At 67.1% G+C, this 16,321-nt stretch carries 16 protein-coding genes and 1 tRNA gene; 12 read left to right on the top strand and 5 right to left on the bottom strand.

The window, feature by feature from the left end; translation table 11 throughout:
- The first annotated feature begins 1 nt into the window (after position 1).
- Positions 2-949 carry an acetyl-CoA carboxylase carboxyltransferase subunit alpha gene (locus JW805_05835; protein MBN2971536.1) on the top strand — a complete coding sequence of 316 codons (948 nt, stop codon included), beginning with the start codon at positions 2-4 and terminating at the stop codon, positions 947-949.
- A gap of 107 nt (positions 950-1,056) precedes the next feature.
- Here JW805_05835 and JW805_05840 read toward each other — a convergent pair whose 3' ends face one another.
- Together JW805_05840 and JW805_05845 are read right to left on the bottom strand one after the other, a co-directional pair.
- Positions 1,057-1,221 (bottom strand): Flp family type IVb pilin, encoded by a 165-nt coding sequence (locus JW805_05840; GenBank protein ID MBN2971537.1) that lies wholly within the window; start codon positions 1,219-1,221, stop codon positions 1,057-1,059.
- Positions 1,222-1,334: 113 nt separating this feature from the next.
- The gene (locus tag JW805_05845) at positions 1,335-1,538 is read right to left on the bottom strand and encodes a Flp family type IVb pilin (protein ID MBN2971538.1); all 204 of its coding nucleotides are present in this window, start codon (positions 1,536-1,538) and stop codon (positions 1,335-1,337) included.
- Between the two features lie 31 nt (positions 1,539-1,569).
- Here JW805_05845 and JW805_05850 point away from each other — a divergent pair, with 31 nt between their 5' ends.
- Positions 1,570-1,992: a (deoxy)nucleoside triphosphate pyrophosphohydrolase gene (locus tag JW805_05850; protein MBN2971539.1), complete on the top strand. Its 423-nt coding sequence runs from the start codon at positions 1,570-1,572 to the stop codon at positions 1,990-1,992.
- Here JW805_05850 and JW805_05855 read toward each other — a convergent pair.
- Positions 1,963-2,799 carry a methyltransferase domain-containing protein gene (locus tag JW805_05855; GenBank protein ID MBN2971540.1) on the bottom strand — a complete coding sequence of 279 codons (837 nt, stop codon included), beginning with the start codon at positions 2,797-2,799 and terminating at the stop codon, positions 1,963-1,965. The genes JW805_05850 and JW805_05855 overlap by 30 nt on opposite strands.
- Before the next feature lie 43 nt (positions 2,800-2,842).
- On the opposite strand from JW805_05855, the gene JW805_05860 reads away from it, so the two are divergent.
- Genes JW805_05860 through JW805_05875 form a run of 4 tightly spaced genes read left to right on the top strand, consistent with a single transcriptional unit; the run spans position 2,843 to position 5,099 of the window.
- Positions 2,843-3,556 carry a ComF family protein gene (locus JW805_05860; GenBank protein ID MBN2971541.1) on the top strand — a complete coding sequence of 238 codons (714 nt, stop codon included), beginning with the start codon at positions 2,843-2,845 and terminating at the stop codon, positions 3,554-3,556.
- A gap of 39 nt (positions 3,557-3,595) precedes the next feature.
- Positions 3,596-3,853: a glutaredoxin 3 gene (gene grxC, locus JW805_05865; GenBank protein MBN2971542.1), complete on the top strand. Its 258-nt coding sequence runs from the start codon at positions 3,596-3,598 to the stop codon at positions 3,851-3,853.
- Positions 3,850-4,674 (top strand): carbon-nitrogen hydrolase family protein, encoded by an 825-nt coding sequence (locus JW805_05870; protein MBN2971543.1) that lies wholly within the window; start codon positions 3,850-3,852, stop codon positions 4,672-4,674. The genes grxC and JW805_05870 overlap by 4 nt, the downstream gene beginning before the upstream one ends.
- On the top strand, positions 4,671-5,099 hold the full coding sequence (locus JW805_05875) for a DUF1178 family protein (GenBank protein MBN2971544.1): 429 nt from the start codon (positions 4,671-4,673) through the stop codon (positions 5,097-5,099). The genes JW805_05870 and JW805_05875 overlap by 4 nt, the downstream gene beginning before the upstream one ends.
- Before the next feature lie 221 nt (positions 5,100-5,320).
- On the opposite strand, the gene JW805_05880 is transcribed toward JW805_05875, so the two are convergent.
- Positions 5,321-5,397 (bottom strand) — tRNA-Arg (locus tag JW805_05880).
- A gap of 89 nt (positions 5,398-5,486) precedes the next feature.
- On the bottom strand, positions 5,487-6,281 hold the full coding sequence (locus tag JW805_05885) for a SapC family protein (GenBank protein MBN2971545.1): 795 nt from the start codon (positions 6,279-6,281) through the stop codon (positions 5,487-5,489).
- 351 nt (positions 6,282-6,632) lie between these two features.
- Between JW805_05885 and JW805_05890 the strand changes: the two genes are divergently transcribed.
- Genes JW805_05890 through JW805_05915 form a run of 6 tightly spaced genes read left to right on the top strand, consistent with a single transcriptional unit; the run spans position 6,633 to position 16,009 of the window.
- Complete coding sequence (locus tag JW805_05890) at positions 6,633-8,276, top strand: TolC family protein (GenBank protein MBN2971546.1); 1,644 nt, start codon at positions 6,633-6,635, stop codon at positions 8,274-8,276.
- Between the two features lie 3 nt (positions 8,277-8,279).
- Positions 8,280-10,037, top strand: coding sequence for a type I secretion system permease/ATPase (locus tag JW805_05895; protein MBN2971547.1), 1,758 nt, complete (start codon positions 8,280-8,282; stop codon positions 10,035-10,037).
- A 25-nt stretch (positions 10,038-10,062) separates the two neighbouring features.
- Complete coding sequence (locus JW805_05900; GenBank protein ID MBN2971548.1) at positions 10,063-11,388, top strand: HlyD family type I secretion periplasmic adaptor subunit; 1,326 nt, start codon at positions 10,063-10,065, stop codon at positions 11,386-11,388.
- Between the two features lie 2 nt (positions 11,389-11,390).
- Positions 11,391-12,710: a TolC family protein gene (locus JW805_05905; protein MBN2971549.1), complete on the top strand. Its 1,320-nt coding sequence runs from the start codon at positions 11,391-11,393 to the stop codon at positions 12,708-12,710.
- Entirely contained in the window at positions 12,707-14,842 is a 2,136-nt protein-coding gene (locus tag JW805_05910; protein MBN2971550.1) for an ATP-binding cassette domain-containing protein, read from the top strand. Before JW805_05905 ends, JW805_05910 begins: the two co-directional genes overlap by 4 nt.
- 3 nt (positions 14,843-14,845) lie before the next feature.
- A complete protein-coding gene (locus JW805_05915; protein MBN2971551.1) occupies positions 14,846-16,009 on the top strand; it encodes an HlyD family type I secretion periplasmic adaptor subunit in 1,164 nt (387 codons plus the stop codon).
- Positions 16,010-16,321: the final 312 nt, after the last annotated feature.

A 16,321-nucleotide genomic window follows, 5' to 3' on the forward strand; every position in this document is an offset into this window, starting at 1 on the left:
CATGGCAAGCTTCCTCGACTTCGAGAAACCGATCGCCGAGCTGCAGGGGCGGATCGACGAACTGCGCGAGACCGCGTCCTCGCCCGAACTGGACATCGATGCGGAGGTTGCGCGGCTGCAGGCCAAGTCCGACAAGATGCTGCGCGACACCTATGCGCGGCTGACCCCGTGGCAGAAAACACAGGTAGCGCGGCATCCGGAACGCCCGCACCTGAAGGACTATATCGCGGCTCTCATCGAGGATTTCATGCCGCTGGGCGGCGACCGCGCCTTCGCCGACGATCAGGCGATCATCGGCGGGCTCGGCACGTTTCGCGGGCGCAAGGTCATGGTCATCGGCCATGAGAAGGGCGACGATACCGCCAGCCGCCTCCGCCACAATTTCGGCATGGGCAAGCCCGAGGGCTATCGCAAGGCGATCCGCCTGATGAAGCTTGCCGACCGGTTCGGCCTGCCGGTCCTCACCCTGGTTGACACGTCGGGCGCCTTTCCCGGCGTGCAGGCCGAGGAGCGCGGTCAGGCGGAGGCCATCGCACGGTCGACCGAAACGTGCCTGGAGATCGGCGTGCCCCTGATCGCCGCGATCGTCGGCGAAGGCGGGTCGGGCGGCGCCGTTGCGCTTGCCACTGGGAACGTCGTGCTGATGTTCGAGCACGCGGTCTATTCGGTGATCTCGCCCGAGGGCTGCGCGTCGATCCTGTGGCGAACCGCCGACAAGGCGCCCGAGGCGGCCGAAGCGATGAAGGTCACCGCGCAGCATCTGAAGGACCTGGGAGTGATCGACGGGATCGTCCCCGAACCGCTGGGCGGCGCGCACCGCGATCCGGCAGCGGCGATCGCATCGCTGGGGACCGCGCTGGAAACCGCGCTCCAGGACTTCGACGGCCGCGAGCCAAGCGCGGTGCGGGCGGCGCGCCGCCAGAAATTTCTGGCGATCGGGCGGGTCTAGCCCTCGCCGCCCCGGCGCGGGCGATAGGGCGCGACAGCCCCCCGGACGAAAAAAGGGCGGCGAACCCGGATGGTTCGCCGCCCTTCTTCTTTTTCGATCTGAAGCGATTACGACTTCATGTTCGACGAGACGTTCTCGAACGTCTTCTTCAGGTTGTTGCCCAGGCCCTGCATCGCGGCGATCGCGGCAACGGCGATCAGAGCGGCGATCAGGCCGTACTCGATGGCGGTCGCGCCCTTCGAGTTCTTCAGGAAAGTGCGAATCTTCTGCATGTCTGTCTCCACTGTTCGAAACTTCAGTCACCCGGCTGGCCGGGTCTTCCTCCCGAACAGCAAGAGGCGTTGTACGGGCCCGGGGGTTGACAAAGGTTTAAGGTGCAGCGGGCTCAATACCCCGTTGCGGCGGAAATTCGGTTGTACAGGCCGTTCCAGGTCAACGTGGTCTGCGAACCGAGGCTGCCAACGCCCGCGATCAGCACGATGACGATGAGGGCGATGATGAGGCCATATTCGACCGCGGTCGCGGCCTTGCAGTCACGCGCAAGTCCGGCAAGGACCTGTCGAACGGTGCGGGTCGAAACGGGCATCATGACGTACCCATAGGCGGAGGCGGTTAATCAAATGCTAGTTTCGGCGGAATCTTCGCCTGTGCTGCTCCATGTCGTCGCGGTCGCGATGGTCGATGCGGACGGCCGCGTGCTGGTGCAGCAGCGTCCGGCCGGCAAGCCGATGGCAGGTTTGTGGGAATTTCCCGGCGGCAAGATCGATCCCGGCGAGACCCCCGAAGCGGCGCTGATCCGCGAACTGCACGAGGAATTGGGGGTCGAGGTCGCCCAAGCCTGCCTCGCGCCGGCAGCCTTTGCCAGCGAACCACTCGGCGACCGTCACCTGCTGCTGTTGCTCTACGCCTGTCGCAAGTGGAACGGCATCCCCGAGGCGCGGCACGCAACCGCGCTGCGCTGGGTCTATCCGGCGCAGCTTCACGCGCTCGACATGCCGCCGGCCGACCGGCCGCTAATCGGGTTGCTCGAGGCCCTTTTGTAGCGCGGCGGTCAGGCTGGCGGTGGCGCTGCCGCGCTTGGCCGGCTGCGGTTGGCCGGGGGCGGGGGCCCAGCCGGTCAGGAAGACGATGTCGAACCGCTCCGCTACCCGCCCATCGGAATCGGCGCGGGCCGTGAAGGCATCGGCGATGCGCGCCAGCGTATCGCGGCGCAAGGGCCGCCGGTCGACGAGCAGGTTGCTTGCCGCCATTCCCCGCAGATCGGCGATCAGGCCGAAGAGGCTGCCGTATCGCACGGTCACTGTCTCGACATCGGCGACCGGCAGCGCGAAGCCGGCGCGGACCAGCAGGTCGCCGGCCGAGCGAACGTCGATCATCGGATGCGCCCGCGCGGTTCCCGGATCGGCGTCGCGCAGGGCCGCGCGCAGCGTTGTCAGGCTGTTGCCGCCCAGAAACGCGCCGAGGAACACACCGTCGGGGCGGAGCGCCCGACGCGCAAGCGCAAGCGCGCCCGGCACGTCGTTGACGGTGTCGAGTACGCCGGCGGAGACGACCAGGTCGAAACTGGCCGGCGGAACGTCGAACCGATCCTCGTCGGCCTGCAGGTCAGCTCCGGCAAAGCGCGCGCCGGCATCGATCCGGGTGATGGCGGCGGCGGGCACGGTGAAGGACCCATCGGCCGAACCCAGGTCGAGCACGTCGCGAAAGTCCCGCTTCACCGCGCCCAGCCGGTCGGTGATGCCATCCAGCATCATCTCTCGCAGGAAAGCATGATCTGCCCAGCCGGCGGCGGCGCGGTCCCGCCGCAGGCGACGAGCGGTACGGTCGAAGATTTCGGACGTCGTGTTCACGGGCGCGGCTTGTGCGCTCGCCACGGCGTCGCGACAAGGGGGTGTGCGCACCGCCCTGTCCACCCTCGTCTCGCTCGCGCTGCCGCCGCGCTGTCCGGGCTGCGCGGCCGTGGTGGCGGCGGATCACCGCTTCTGCGCGGCATGCTGGTCGGACCTGACCTTTCTCGGGCCGCCCTGGTGCGCGGGCTGCGCGCGTCCGTTCGAACATGATCGCGGGCCCGCCGCCCTGTGCGGCACGTGCCTGGCCGATCCGCCGAAGCATGATGGCGCGCGTGCCGCCGTCGCCTACGGCCCGGTGGCCAGGGCGCTGGCGCTGCGGCTGAAATACGGACGCCGCACGGGTTTTGCGCAAACGGCGGCACGACTGATGCTGCGCGTGATGCCCGACGAGGTCGACCTGCTCGTGTCCGTGCCGCTGCACCCCTGGCGACTATGGGGGCGGGGGTACAATCAGGCTGCACTGATTGCCGACGCTTTGGCACGAATGTCGGGCGTCCCGGCCCGGCATGACCTGTTGCGCCGGACGAAGGCCACGCCATCACTCCGCGGCCTTGGCCGGCGGGCGCGGGCAAAGGCCGTCCGCGGCGCCATTGCGGTCGATGGCCCGCTGGCGGGCGCCAGCGTTGTCCTCGTCGATGACATCTTCACGAGCGGCGCGACCGCCAGTGCCTGCGCGGCGGCACTGAAGCGGGCCGGGGCCGCGCGGGTGGTCATCCTGTGCTGGGCGCGCGTGATCGAGGATGCCGACGACGCGTAACGATTGACATTCCGCCATGGCAACCACACTTCGCAAGGCATGGCACGGGTTGAAATCTACACGAAGGCTTTCTGCCCCTATTGCTCCCGCGCGATGCGCCTGCTCGACAGCAAGGGCGTCGCGCCGGAAGAATATGACATCACCATGGGCGGACCGAAGCGTGCCGAGATAATCGAGCGCGCGAACGGCCGCACGACGGTGCCGCAGGTCTTCATCGACGGCCGTCACATCGGCGGATCGGACGATCTGGCGGCGCTGGACCACGAAGGCAAGCTCGACCCGCTGCTGGAGGCATGAGGGCCGCCCTCCTCCAGATGACGAGCGGGATCGACCCGCGCGACAATGCCGCGACGCTGACCGACGCGATCGCCCACGCCCGGGGCGAGGGCGCTGTGATGCTGTTCACGCCGGAGATGTCGAATATTCTCGATCGCGACCGGGCACGCGCGGCGCAGTCGATCGTGACCGAAGACGATGATCCGGTTCTGGCCGACGTCCGCGATGCCGCGGCCAAGGCGGGGCTGTGGGTGCATCTAGGCTCGCTGGCGGTGCGGGGCGACGACGGGCGCTATGCCAATCGCGGCTTCGTCATCGATGCGAGCGGCGCGATCCGCGCGCGCTATGACAAGCTTCACCTGTTCGACGTCGACCTGCCAACCGGGGAGAGTTGGCGCGAATCGGCCAGCTATGCGCCGGGCGAGCGCGCCGTCGTCGTCGACACCCCCCTTGGCCGGTTGGGCCTCGCGATCTGCTACGACCTGCGTTTCCCCGACCTGTTTCGCGCGCTGAGCGATGCCGGCGCGACGATCTTCGCGATTCCTGCCGCCTTCACCGTGCCGACCGGCGCTGCGCATTGGCACGTGCTGATGCGCGCGCGGGCGATCGAGGCCGGCGCCTATGTGATCGCTGCAGCCCAGGCGGGGACGCATTCGGACGGTCGCGCGACCTATGGTCATTCGCTGGGCGTCGATCCCTGGGGCGAGGTGCTGTGCGATCTCGGTCCCGAACCGGCGTTGGGCTTTGTCGAGATCGATCCGGCGCGCGTTGCCGACGTTCGGGCGCGCATACCGGTCCTGACCCACCGGCGGGCGATCCCGCGGGTCGAGGTGATCGCGTGATCCTGTTCGACCTGAAATGCGGCGGCGGCCATGTGTTCGAAGCCTGGTTCAAATCGAGCGCCAGCTACGACGAGCAACGTAGCGGCGGTCTGATCGCGTGCCCGGTGTGCGGCGACGGCATGGTCGGCAAGGCTGTGATGGCGCCGAACGTCGCAGCCAAGGGCAATCGGCGCGAGACGTCCGCCCCTGACGCGCTCAAGGCCGCGCTTGCCGCCATCGCCAGCGCGCAAGCCGAGGCGATCAAGGATTCGACCTGGGTCGGCACCGCCTTCGCCGACACCGCGCGGGCGATGTATACGGGGGAAAAGCCGGTGACCGCCATTCACGGCCATGCGACGCGCGAAGAAGCGAAGGCGCTGGTCGAAGACGGTGTGCCCGTCGCGCCCCTGCTGGTGCCGGTGGTCCCGCCCGAGGTGCTGAACTGACGCTCAGGCGCTGGCTTTTCCTGGCTCAAATGCCTGACGCGATGAAAATCCGGTCGTGCTGAGCTTGTCGAAGCACCGTTCTTCGACACGCACGGCCTGATTGGGGTAGGGGTTAGGAGGCGCAGTGCCGCGGGCGAAGCCTGCGTCGTCGGTCGGCGCTTGGGCGCGGCCGGCCGTCCCGCCGCTCTTCGCAGGCGGCATTGCCGCCGCGGCGGCGGGGGTGGTGCCCTCGGCGGGATTCGAACCCACGACCTGCGGTTTAGGAAACCGTCGCTCTATCCTGCTGAGCTACGAAGGCGCGGGCTGACTGTTACGCAGCGGGGCTGCAAATGAAAAGAGGCGCCGGCACCCGCGTGACGACGCCCCTCATCAAAATCGACGCTGCAATCAGCCGTTGGCCGGCATTTCGATCGCGCTCGGCTGCTGCGGGGCGCGGCCCGAGGCCATCTGCTTGCCGAAGACGTCGCGCATCAGGCTGAGCGAGAAGAGGTGCGCATAGACCAGCGGCAGCATCCCCGACTGCGCCATCTTGCGCAGCTGGTCGCCGCGAAGTTCGCTCAGCTTCTTCTCGTCAACCATCTGGAAGCCGCGATAAACGAACGGCTGTGCTGCGCCTTCCGGCTGGATCGAGACTTCGCCGTCGATCAGCAGGTCATATTCCTTCAGCTCGCGAACGAACTGAGCGGTCTTCTGACCGGCCTGCTCGAACTGCTCGGCGAACGCGAGGATCGCCTTGGTCAGTTCGGTCGGCTGGCCGTTCTCGAACAGCTTTTCGCCGTCTTCGAACGCGCCGATCGTCTCCGACGACGGATCGAAGCACAGGCTCAGTTCATTGGCGTCCGGGGTCAGGCGGGCGAGCAGGTACGGATAGCGGCGGATATAGGCCGGGACGTACACGTCGTCGTTGGTCAGCTTGCCGTCGGCGTCGATGAAGACGTTGACGCCTTCGTTCAGGCCCATCAGCGCGAGCGGCACGGGATCGTCACCAACCGCGAACACGACCGGCATGTGGCGCGCCACCAGCGGAAATTCCTCGACCGTGACCGGCACGGCATGCTGGTTGGCGAGGAAGGGAGCGGCCTGCGCAGGCTTCACGCGCCAGTCGGCGTGCGTCTCGCTCGAAAGCGGGACCAGGTCGTTGTAGAAGAGCGGGAGCGCTGCGGCTTCAGGCGCAGAGGCCATGATCAATCTCCGAGAATCAACAAGCGTAAGGGATCGGATTCGGCTGCCGGGCGTACGCGCGCGTCCGGCGATGGGCGGGGTCTGTAGGCGAGGGCGCGGATCGGTGCAACCGCGGACGCGGGCGCGAGGAGGGCGGCGTCGAGAGCGACCGGCGCCGCGGCACACCGCTACTTTACAGTGCATCGGGGCTCGACTAATGGCGGACGGCCGTACGAAAGGGCGGGGAGTGGCTCCCGATACGGCTGAGCGCGCAGAAACGGTCGGCCCTGGTCGTCGGTTCCCATCCGGGACTGCGAAACCAGCCGCGGACCGGGGGGATCTGCGAGGGACAAGTACAGGAGCGCCGCCGTCTTGAATTTGCGGTTCCGGTGCCTTTCGGGCGCCTCCATTTCCACGTGCCTTGCCGTCCTCCTGCCCGCCATCGCGGCGGCGCAGACGACCGCACCGTCGAATTCGCTGATCGTCGATCCGCAGCAGGGGGCGACGCCACGTCCGATTGCGCCCATTCCGGTGCCGTCAGCCCCGCCAACGACGCTGACCCCGGTCATCCCATCGACGTCGTCGCCGACGACTGCCCCTGTGCAGGGGCCGCCGGCGCTGCAGCTGCAGCCGGTCCGCGGTACCCCGCCGGAGACGGCGAGCGACGGCCAGCCGGTTCTGCGCGGGCGCGACGGCGGGCTTCCGGCGCCGTCGGCCAATCCGCTCGCGCTCGACCCCAAGACCGATCCGATCCTGCGCCTGGCGATCGCGTCAGCCGATCCCAACGCCTTCCGCGACGCGATTCGCGGTGTCGTTGCGCGCAATCCCAGTGCCAAGGAAGCCGAAGCTCGCACCGACGAGGCGGAGGCCGTCCGCAACGAAGCGCGCGCAAGCCAATATCCCGTCATCGACATGTCGCTGTCGCACTTCCGCGTGCTCGACCGCGCCTTTTCGAACGATCCGCAGAACGTGCTCGAACGGTCGCGTCCCGCCTATCGGACCGACGCCATTGCGCGTGCGCAGCAGTCGGTCATCGATTTCGGCACCGCGCGCAACCGCATCGCCGCCGGCAACAGCCGGATCGAGGCGTCGGTCGCCGCGGCCGACGATGCATCGACGCAGATCGCGTTGCGCGGGATCGCATCGTGGTATCAGGTCTTCGGCTACCGCGCGCTGGTGTCGCTCAGCACCGCCTTCGTCGAAAGCCAGACGCAATTGCGCGGCGCGATCGAACAGCGGGTGAAGCAGGGCTATGCCGCGCCCGGCGATGTCGCACAGGTCGAAAGCTACATTGCCGCCGCCGAGGCGCAGCTTGCGAATTACCGCCGGAATTTGGCGAGTGCGGAGGCATCGTACCAGGCGCTGACCGGTGCCCCCGCCCCGGTCGGTTTCGGGCGTGCCCCGACCGCCGATGTTGCGGCCGTTACCAAGGAGCGGGCGCAGCTCGATGCCGAGACGATCCCGGTTGTCCGCTACGCCAAGCTGACGGCCGAGGCCGCGCGCTATGACGTCAAGACGGCGAAGTCGAACGCGCTGCCCGGCGTCACGGTAGGGATCGACGCCGGCCGCTACGGCGTGCTCGAAACCGACAAGGACTTCGACATTCGTGGTACCGTGACCTTTGCCCAGCGCCTGGGCGGCGGCGCGGTACAGCGGATCAGCGCCAGCGAAGCGCGCGCGCGGGGCGCACAGGCCGCCTACGACCGCATCCGCCAGGACGCAGTGCGCGACGCCGCCATCGCCTGGGCCGACGTTCAGGCGCTCGAGCAGAGCGAAGCGGCCATTCGCGACAATTATCTTGCCACGCGCCAGTCCCGCGACGTCCTTGCCGAACGCTTCCGCGTCTCGCGCGGCACGTTGTTCGACCTGCTGGGGGCCGAGGCCAATTATTTCAATGTCGCCGCTCGTTACGTCGAGACGGTGACCGAACTGGATATCGCGCGCTACTCGCTGCTGGCGCGTCGGGGGAAATTGCTCGATGCTTTCGGTATCGAGCCTGCGCGATTGGATCGTTGAGCGATGGCTAACAACTTGAAACCGCATGGCGGCGAACACGCGCTCGCCGAAATCCGCCCGCCGCGCTTCGCCGCGTGGCTGGCCGAACCGATGCTGCGCAACAAGAGCGTCTACATCAAGGTCGCGCTGGCGGCGGCGATGATCAACCTGTTCGGGCTGGTCGTGTCGTTGTTCACCATGACCGTGTACGACCGCGTCGTGCCGAACATGGCGCTGGATTCGCTGACCGCGCTGACGATCGGCATCGCCATCGTCCTCGTCTTCGACTTCGCGCTGCGCATCCTGCGCGCCTATTTCGTCGACATCGCGGGCGCGGACATCGACCGCGAAGTCGGTGGCAACGTGTTCGACCGACTGATGCGCATTCGCCTGGATATGAAGCGTGGATCGACCGGCGCGCTGGCGGGCATGATGCGCGAGCTGGAAACGCTGCGCGATTTCTTCGCTTCCGCCTCAATGACGGCGTTGGTCGACGTGCCGTTCATCATCGTCACGCTGGTCTTCATCGCGATCATCGGCGGCTGGCTGGTCCTGGTGCCGCTGCTGGTCGTGCCGCTGATCGTCGGGGCGGGGTACTTTACCCGGCCGGCGCTCGACCGTCTGTCGGCGCGATCGATGAACGAAGGGCTGTTGAAGCAGTCGGTCCTGGTCGAATCGATCGGCAGCCTGGAAATGGTCAAGACGTCGAACGCCGCGCCGCTGTTGCGCCGTCGCTGGCTGAAGGCGATCGACGAACATGCCGACAGCTCGCTTCGCGCGCGGCTCGTGTCCAACGTTGCGATCACGATCGCGTCGTCGGGCAATTCGATCGCCTATATCGGCGTGGTCGTCGCGGGCGTGTTCATGATCGCCGATCGCGACCTGACGACGGGTGGACTGGTCGCCTGCTCGATTCTGTCGGGCCGCGCGGTGCAGCCGCTTGCGACGATCGCGCAACTTCTGTCGCGCCTGTCGGCGACGCGGACCGCCTATGCGCAGCTGAACGGAATGATGCAGGCGCCGTCGGAAGGGCCGATCGGCAGCGCCGGCCTGCAGCCCGCGCGCCTGTCGGGCAAGATCGAGTTTCGCAACGTCGCCTTCAAATATCCGGGGGCGCCGGAGCGCACGCTCGACGGGATCAGCTTCACGGTCGAGCCGGGTCAGAAGGTCGCACTGCTCGGCCGAGTCGGTTCGGGCAAGTCGACTCTGCTGCGCTTGCTCGTCGGCCTCTACGAGCCCGAAGAGGGCGTCATCCTGCTCGACGGCACCGACACGCGCCAGTTCGATCCGATCGCGCTGCGCAACCAGATCGGCATGGCCATTCAGGAACCGGTGTTGCTGTCAGGGTCGGTGCGCGAGAACATCCTGCTCGATCGGCCGGGCTTCGGCGACGAGGAGATGCTGCGGGTTTCCAAGCTGTCGGGAAGCCATAGCTTCATGGGCCAGATCACCAACGGCTACGACCTGAAGCTGGCCGATCGCGGCGAGGGGCTGTCGGGTGGCCAGCGCCAGTCGATCACGATCGCTCGCGCGCTGGTCGGCAACCCGCCGATCTTGCTGTTCGACGAACCGACGAGTTCGATGGACGCGCAAACCGAAAACGGCCTGATCGATCGGCTGGCGGAGGAGATGAAGGGACGGACGATGATTCTCGTCTCGCACCGCAATGCGTTGCTGCGCCTGGTCGACCGCATCATCATCGTCGAGGCCGGCAAGATCGCGCACGATGGCCCGCGCGACCAAGTGCTCGCTGCCCTGCAGCGCCCACGCGCCGCCGCCTGACCCAATTCGTCCGAGTATCGCTTTCATGAGCACCGACATCATCGCCGCGCCCGAGCATCACATCGAGGACATGGCGACGCGCATCAAGCCGCGCACCGCGTCCAACATGCTGTTGTGGGGCATTGTCGCCTTCTTCGTCATCGCCGTCCTGTGGGCGACGCTGTTCACCGTCGATCGCACCGTCCACGCCGCGGGCCGGGTCGTGCCGGGATCGCGGATGCAGGTGGTCGCCAATCTGGAAGGCGGCATCGTCAGCCAGATCCTGGTGAAGACCGGCGACATGGTGAAAAAGGGCCAGCCGCTGATCCGGCTCGATCGCACGTTGATCGGGTCTGAGCTCGGCGCCGGCGAGTCGCAGGCAAACGCGCTGGCGGCCAAGATCGCGCGGCTCGAAGGGCAGATCCAAGGACATTCCCCGCGCTATCCGTCGCCGGCGGGCAACCCCAATCTGGCGCAGCAGATCGAAGTTGAGAAGGCGCTGTACGCATCGTCCATGGCCGATCTGGCAAGCGCGAGCAGCGCCGCTAATGCGCGGATCGTGCAGAGCCAACGGGCTGTAGCCGAGGCGCAATCGAGCCTGGAGGCCCGTCGTTCGGCGCGCGATGCGTATCAGCAGCAGCTGACCCTGATCCGTCCGCTGGTCGATCGCGGGATCGAGCCCAGGATGACGCTGGTCCAGCTGGAAAACAATCTGAACATATCATCGGCCGACGTCGCAACCGCGCAGGCTGCGGTCGCACGTGCGCAGGCCGGCGTAGCCGAGGCGCAGTCGGCGCTGTCGCAGATCCGGCAGGATTGGCGGACCAAGGCGGCAACCGAGCTGACCGCCGCGCAGGCCGAATTTGCCGCACGCCGCACCGCGCTGCCGGGTCTCGCCGATCGCGCACGCCGTACGACGATCGTGGCGCCGATGGACGGCCGGATCAACCGCGTGGCCGTATCGACCGTGGGCGGCGTCATCGCGCCCGGCGCCCCGGTGGTCGAGCTCGTGCCGAGCAACGATACGCTGGTGGTCGAAGCGATGGTGAACCCGAAGGACATCGCCAGCATCCGCATCGGCCAGCCGGCCCGCCTGAATATCTCGGCGTATGAGTCCGCCGTCTATGGCGCAATGGACGGTTCGGTCATTACCATCTCGCCCGACGCGACGCTGGACGAGCGGACCGGCGAGAGCCACTATACGGTCAAGGTCGAGGCTAAGGCCGGCTCGCTCAAGGACAAGGATGGCCGGGCGTTGCCGATCGGCCCGGGGATGACGGTCGACGTCAACCTGCTGGGCGACAAGCGGTCGATCATGAGCTACCTGTTCACGCCGATCACCCGCCTGTCCGAGCGGGCGCTGCGGGAGTGACGATGGCTCGAGTGACCGGTGCGTTGGCACTGGCGGTGCTGCTGGGGAGCGCCGCCGGAGCCCAGACGGGCGTACAGGGCCCGCCGGACGTCACGCGCGCCCGCGAGCCGGAGGCTGTCCGGCCGCCGGCGATCCCGCCCGCCCTGTTCCAGGCGGTCGAGGATGCGACCGAAAACTATCCCTCGATCCGGGCGACGCGCAGCCTGGTGACCGCCGCGCGCAACGACGTGCGGGCGGCCAAGAACCTGCGGTTGCCCAGCGTCGGCGTCCAGGGCGTCACCGTCGGCACTGGTGGTGGGCTCGGTAGCCAGCTGGTCGTCGATCAGCCAATCTACACCTTCGGTCGGCTCGGCGCGCAGATCGACCGTGCCAAGGCGCAGGAAATGGTCCGCGCGGCGCAGGTCGACGAAACCGTGATGAACGTCGCGCTCGACACCGTGACCGCGTATTTCGACATCGCGCGGATGGCAAAGCGGGAGGCGATCCTGACAGCGAGCCTGGAGGAGCACCGGATGCTCCTGGACTCGATCGGCCGGCGGGTCGAGCAGGAGGTCAGCGCCCGTTCCGACCTGGAACTCGCCCGGTCCCGCGTCGCTCAACTCGAACAGGATCTGGCGCTGACGGTGGCGCAGCGTCAGGCGACGACCGCACGGCTGTATCAGCTGGTCGGTGACGCCGCATATAATGCCGGGAACGTACCGACCTACGACCCGGCGATCCATCATCCCGACCCGACCGGCGCGGCGGACCAGGCGGTCGCCTGTTCGCCGGCTCGCGACCGACTGAGCGCGCAGACGCTCGTCGCCAAGGCCGAGACCAAGCAGGCGCGGCGGTCCTTCTGGCCGCAGCTGTCGGCGCAATACAGCTATAACAACATCATCGGCTCGCGCGCCGGGCTGGCGGTGACCGCCCAGACGACCGGCGGCCTGTCGAACCTGGCGGCCGCCGATGCCGCCAAGGCGCGGGAGACGTCGACCGAGCTCGACGTGCAGACCGCCGAGCGGGAGCTGCGCGAACGCGTTGCCAACGATCTGGTCGAGAATGCCGCGGCCCGCGGTCGGATCGCGTCGAGCACCAGCGCGGCCGGATCGGCCGAAAACGTGACCGAAAGCTTCAAACGACAGTTCATTGCCGGTCGCCGGACGTGGCTCGATGTGATGAACGCGACGCGCGAGGCGACCAGTGCCGAGCTGGGATCGTCGGACGCCGAATTTTCCGCGATGGCCTCTGCCGCGCGGATCCTGCTGCGGACCTGCCGGTGGCAGCCGCAGCCGCGATTGGGCCGCGCGCCCGCAGATGTGCAGGCGGGGACCGCGCAATGAGTGAACGACTGACCGACATCGTTGCGGATCTCGCACGGGCCACCGCGACCGACCTCGCTCCGCATTGGCGCGACCGGGTAAGCGACACCGCCGACGATCGCGACGCCTTGGCGCGGCTGTGCGCCGATCTCGGCTGGCAGGCGCCGCAGCAATTGCCGCGGCGTCCGCGCGCCCATCAATTGCCCGCGCTCGTCTACAGCGATGAAACGGGCTGGGCGATCGCGGAGGAGTGGGAAGGGCCGGACCTGCTGCGCGTGCGTGTCGGTCACGCATCGGAGCTTCGCCCGCATGATGGCGCGATGCGGTTCTTCCGCGTGCTGTTTCCCGACGCTGCGCGCGCCGGCGAACGCTTGTCCGCGTCAAAGATCTTTCGCGATGCGCTGATCCGTCGTCGAGGCGCGATCGCGACGGCCTTGGTCGCGACGATCGTCGTCAACATCATCGCGCTGGTGACGTCGCTCTATTCGATGCAGGTCTATGACCGGGTCATCCCGCGCGCCGGCTTTTCCACCCTCTGGGTACTGACCGTCGGCGTACTGATTGCGCTGGCGCTCGATTTTCTGCTGCGGACCGTGCGCACCCTGCTGATGGATCGCGAAGCGGCGGACATCGACCTTGAGGTCTCCGAATATTTCTTCGCTCGTGCGCAAGCCGTTCGGCTGGATGCGCGCCCAGGCGGGGTCGGGACGATGGCGGCGCAGCTGCGCAGCATGGACCAGGTGCGCTCGCTCTACTCGTCGGCGTCGCTGTTTCTGCTGGCGGATTTTCCCTTCGCGATCTTCTTCCTGTTCGTCATCTGGGCGCTCGGGGGGATCATCGTCCTGGTGCCGCTCATCGCCTTTCCGCTGTCACTCGGGCTCGCAGCGCTGCTGGCGCGGCTGATCCGCGACGCGACCGACCGCGCACAGGTAACCGGCAACCGTAAGAACGGCCTGCTCGTCGAGATGCTCGACAGTGCGGAGACGGTTAAGGCCAACCGTGGCGGCTGGTTCATGCTCAGCCGCTGGAACGCGCTGATCGAAGCCGTGATCGGCGACGAGGAGCCGGTCCGCAAATGGTCGTCGATCGCAGGATCGGTGTTCAGTACCGTCCAGCAAGTCGCCTATATCGCGCTCGTCGCCTTCGGGGCGATCGAAGTCGCGCGCGGACGCATGACGATGGGTGCGCTGATCGCGGCAACGATCGTCGCCGGCCGCGTCAATGGGCCGCTGATGGCGCAGCTGCCGTCGATGATCGTCCAGTGGGGCTATGCCCGCGCTTCGCTGCGCGCGCTCGATACCATCCTCGCGATGCCGGCCGACGGCCAGCTTGGGGCAACGGCGCTGCGGCCCGATGCGCTGAAGGGGGCGCTGCGACTCGAACGCGTCGAGTTCGCCTATCCGGGGACGAAGGACGGGTTGCAGATTCCTGTGCTCGATATCCGCCCCGGCGAACGCGTCGGGCTGATCGGCGGGATCGGCTCGGGCAAGACGACTCTGCTCCGGATCATGGCCGGTCTCTACGCACCGATGCGCGGCATCGTGACGCTCGACGGGCTCGACATGGGGCGCATCGCGGAGAGCGTGCTGCGTCGCGATGTCGGTTATCTGCCGCAAGAATTCCGGCTGGTGAACGGCACTTTGCGGGAGAATCTGCTGATGGGGCTGAGCGATCCCGGCGATCAGGTCGTGCTGCAGGCCGCCGTGACGACGGGGCTGATCCACCTGATTGCCGCGCATCCGCTCGGACTCGATCTGCCGATTTCGGAAGGGGGCCGGGGCCTGTCGGGCGGCCAGCGCACGTTGACCGGGCTCACGCGCCTTCTTCTCGCCAATCCCAAGCTGTGGCTCCTCGACGAGCCGACGTCGAACCTCGACATGGGGACCGAGGCCGCGGTGATGAACGCGCTCACCCGACGCCTCGATGCCGAAAGCACGATGGTGCTCGTCACGCATAAGGTCGCGCTGCTGCAGATGTGCACGCGGACGATCGTGATGGCCAACGGGCGGATCACGCACGACGGACCGACCCAGGCGGTGCTCAACGACCTGCAGCGCCAGGGCGTGGCGCAGATGAAGACGGCGGCCCAGGCGGCGGCGGAAGAGGCTGCTGCGGCCAACGCGGCGGCGGCGAATATGAGCGGAGCGGCGTAAGCGATGTCCCTGTCCAAGCCCCGTCCCGCGGCGATCATCGTCGTTCTGACCAGTCTGTTCGTCTTCGGCTTCATCGCCTGGTCACTTTGGGCCAAATTGGACCAGATTACCCGAGCGCCGGGTGTCGTCATTCCCTCGGGGCGCGTGCAGCTGATCCAGTCGACCAACGGCGGCGAGATCGCCAAGATTCTCGTGCGCGAAGGTGACAAGGTTCGCCGTGGGCAGCTGTTGATGACGCTGAACCCGACTCAGGTGACCGCCGGAGTCGATGAAACCCGCGCCCGCGTTGCCGCGCTGAAGAGCACGCGTGCGCGGGTCGAGGCCGAGCTCTTCGGACGCGCGCTCAATTTTCCGTCCGATACCGCTGCTTTTCCTGCCTTTGTCGCAAATGAACGAGCGCTCTACGCCAAGCGTCGCAATGCTCTTGCCCAGCAGATGGCGGCGCTCGACCGGATGGAAGGTTTGTCGAAGCAGGAATTAGCGCTCAACTACCCGCTCGTGAAATCAGGCGACGTCAGCCGGTCCGAGGTCTTGCGCATGGAACGTGCGGTCAGCGACATCGGCGGCCAGCGGGTCAACATCCAGAATAAGTATATCCAGGACTTACAAGCCGAATATGCCAAGGTGAACGAGGAATTGGTCACCGCGGAACAGCAGCTGATCCAACGCGGCGAGGTCCTCAATGCGACCGAATTGCGCTCGCCGGTCGATGGGATCGTCAAGAACGTTCGGCTGACGACCGTGGGCGGCGTCCTGCGTCCTGGGGACGAGGCGATGCAGATCGTTCCGACCGGTGACGCCTTGCTCGTAGAAGCAAAGATTCCGCCGCAAGATATTGCTTTCATTCGGAACGGCCAGTCTGCGTCGGTACGGTTCGACGCCTATGACAGCTCGATCTACGGGGTCGGGGCGGGGCGCGTGACCTATATCAGCCCCGACACTCTCAGCGAGCCGGCATCGACGCCCGGCGGCCCGAGCCAGGTCTATTATCGCGTGCACCTGTCGGTCGATACGCGCGGTATGCGGGTCCCCAACCCCGGTGACCGCATCGAGCTGCAGCCTGGCATGACCGCCACCGCCGAAATCAAGACCGGCGAGCATACCGTCTTCCGCTATCTGACGAAGCCGCTGCTGAAGACTGTCTCGGAATCGATGGGGGAGCGGTAACGCGCCGTTCGGCTGACACACCGTGCGAGGGGGGCGAATCAGTCCGGGCGACGCCTCCCCCGACATTTGACTGCCTCTTTTCGGTCCGCGACCGCACCGGCCATGCCTAAGCGTTGAATCTCGGGCGCTTTTCCGTTGCGCAATGCAACGCGTCGCCCCGATCTCGGAAAGCTATTGGTAAGCAACTCTCCCTACCGGTGCCTCGTGCGGCGCAACCGGAAGTCGACGCGAATCCTCAAACCGATAATCGGCGCGCCGCGTAAGTTTCGACGATACCGTCATCGTGTGATTGCAATTGCGACGAATGGCCGA

Origin of the sequence: Roseomonas aeriglobus (assembly GCA_016937575.1) — a bacterium.
GTDB lineage: Bacteria > Pseudomonadota > Alphaproteobacteria > Sphingomonadales > Sphingomonadaceae > Sphingomonas > Sphingomonas aerigloba.

Coding starts and splice junctions, on each gene's coding strand:
- JW805_05850 (MBN2971539.1), top strand. CDS start 1,570: ATGCTAGTTTCGGCGGAATCTTCGCCTGTGCTGCTCCATGTCGTCGCG.
- JW805_05905 (MBN2971549.1), top strand. CDS start 11,391: ATGGCTCGAGTGACCGGTGCGTTGGCACTGGCGGTGCTGCTGGGGAGC.
- JW805_05845 (MBN2971538.1), bottom strand. CDS start 1,538: ATGATGCCCGTTTCGACCCGCACCGTTCGACAGGTCCTTGCCGGACTT.
- JW805_05910 (MBN2971550.1), top strand. CDS start 12,707: ATGAGTGAACGACTGACCGACATCGTTGCGGATCTCGCACGGGCCACC.
- JW805_05870 (MBN2971543.1), top strand. CDS start 3,850: ATGAGGGCCGCCCTCCTCCAGATGACGAGCGGGATCGACCCGCGCGAC.
- JW805_05885 (MBN2971545.1), bottom strand. CDS start 6,281: ATGGCCTCTGCGCCTGAAGCCGCAGCGCTCCCGCTCTTCTACAACGAC.
- JW805_05895 (MBN2971547.1), top strand. CDS start 8,280: ATGGCTAACAACTTGAAACCGCATGGCGGCGAACACGCGCTCGCCGAA.
- JW805_05915 (MBN2971551.1), top strand. CDS start 14,846: ATGTCCCTGTCCAAGCCCCGTCCCGCGGCGATCATCGTCGTTCTGACC.
- grxC (MBN2971542.1), top strand. CDS start 3,596: ATGGCACGGGTTGAAATCTACACGAAGGCTTTCTGCCCCTATTGCTCC.
- JW805_05840 (MBN2971537.1), bottom strand. CDS start 1,221: ATGCAGAAGATTCGCACTTTCCTGAAGAACTCGAAGGGCGCGACCGCC.
- JW805_05900 (MBN2971548.1), top strand. CDS start 10,063: ATGAGCACCGACATCATCGCCGCGCCCGAGCATCACATCGAGGACATG.
- JW805_05835 (MBN2971536.1), top strand. CDS start 2: ATGGCAAGCTTCCTCGACTTCGAGAAACCGATCGCCGAGCTGCAGGGG.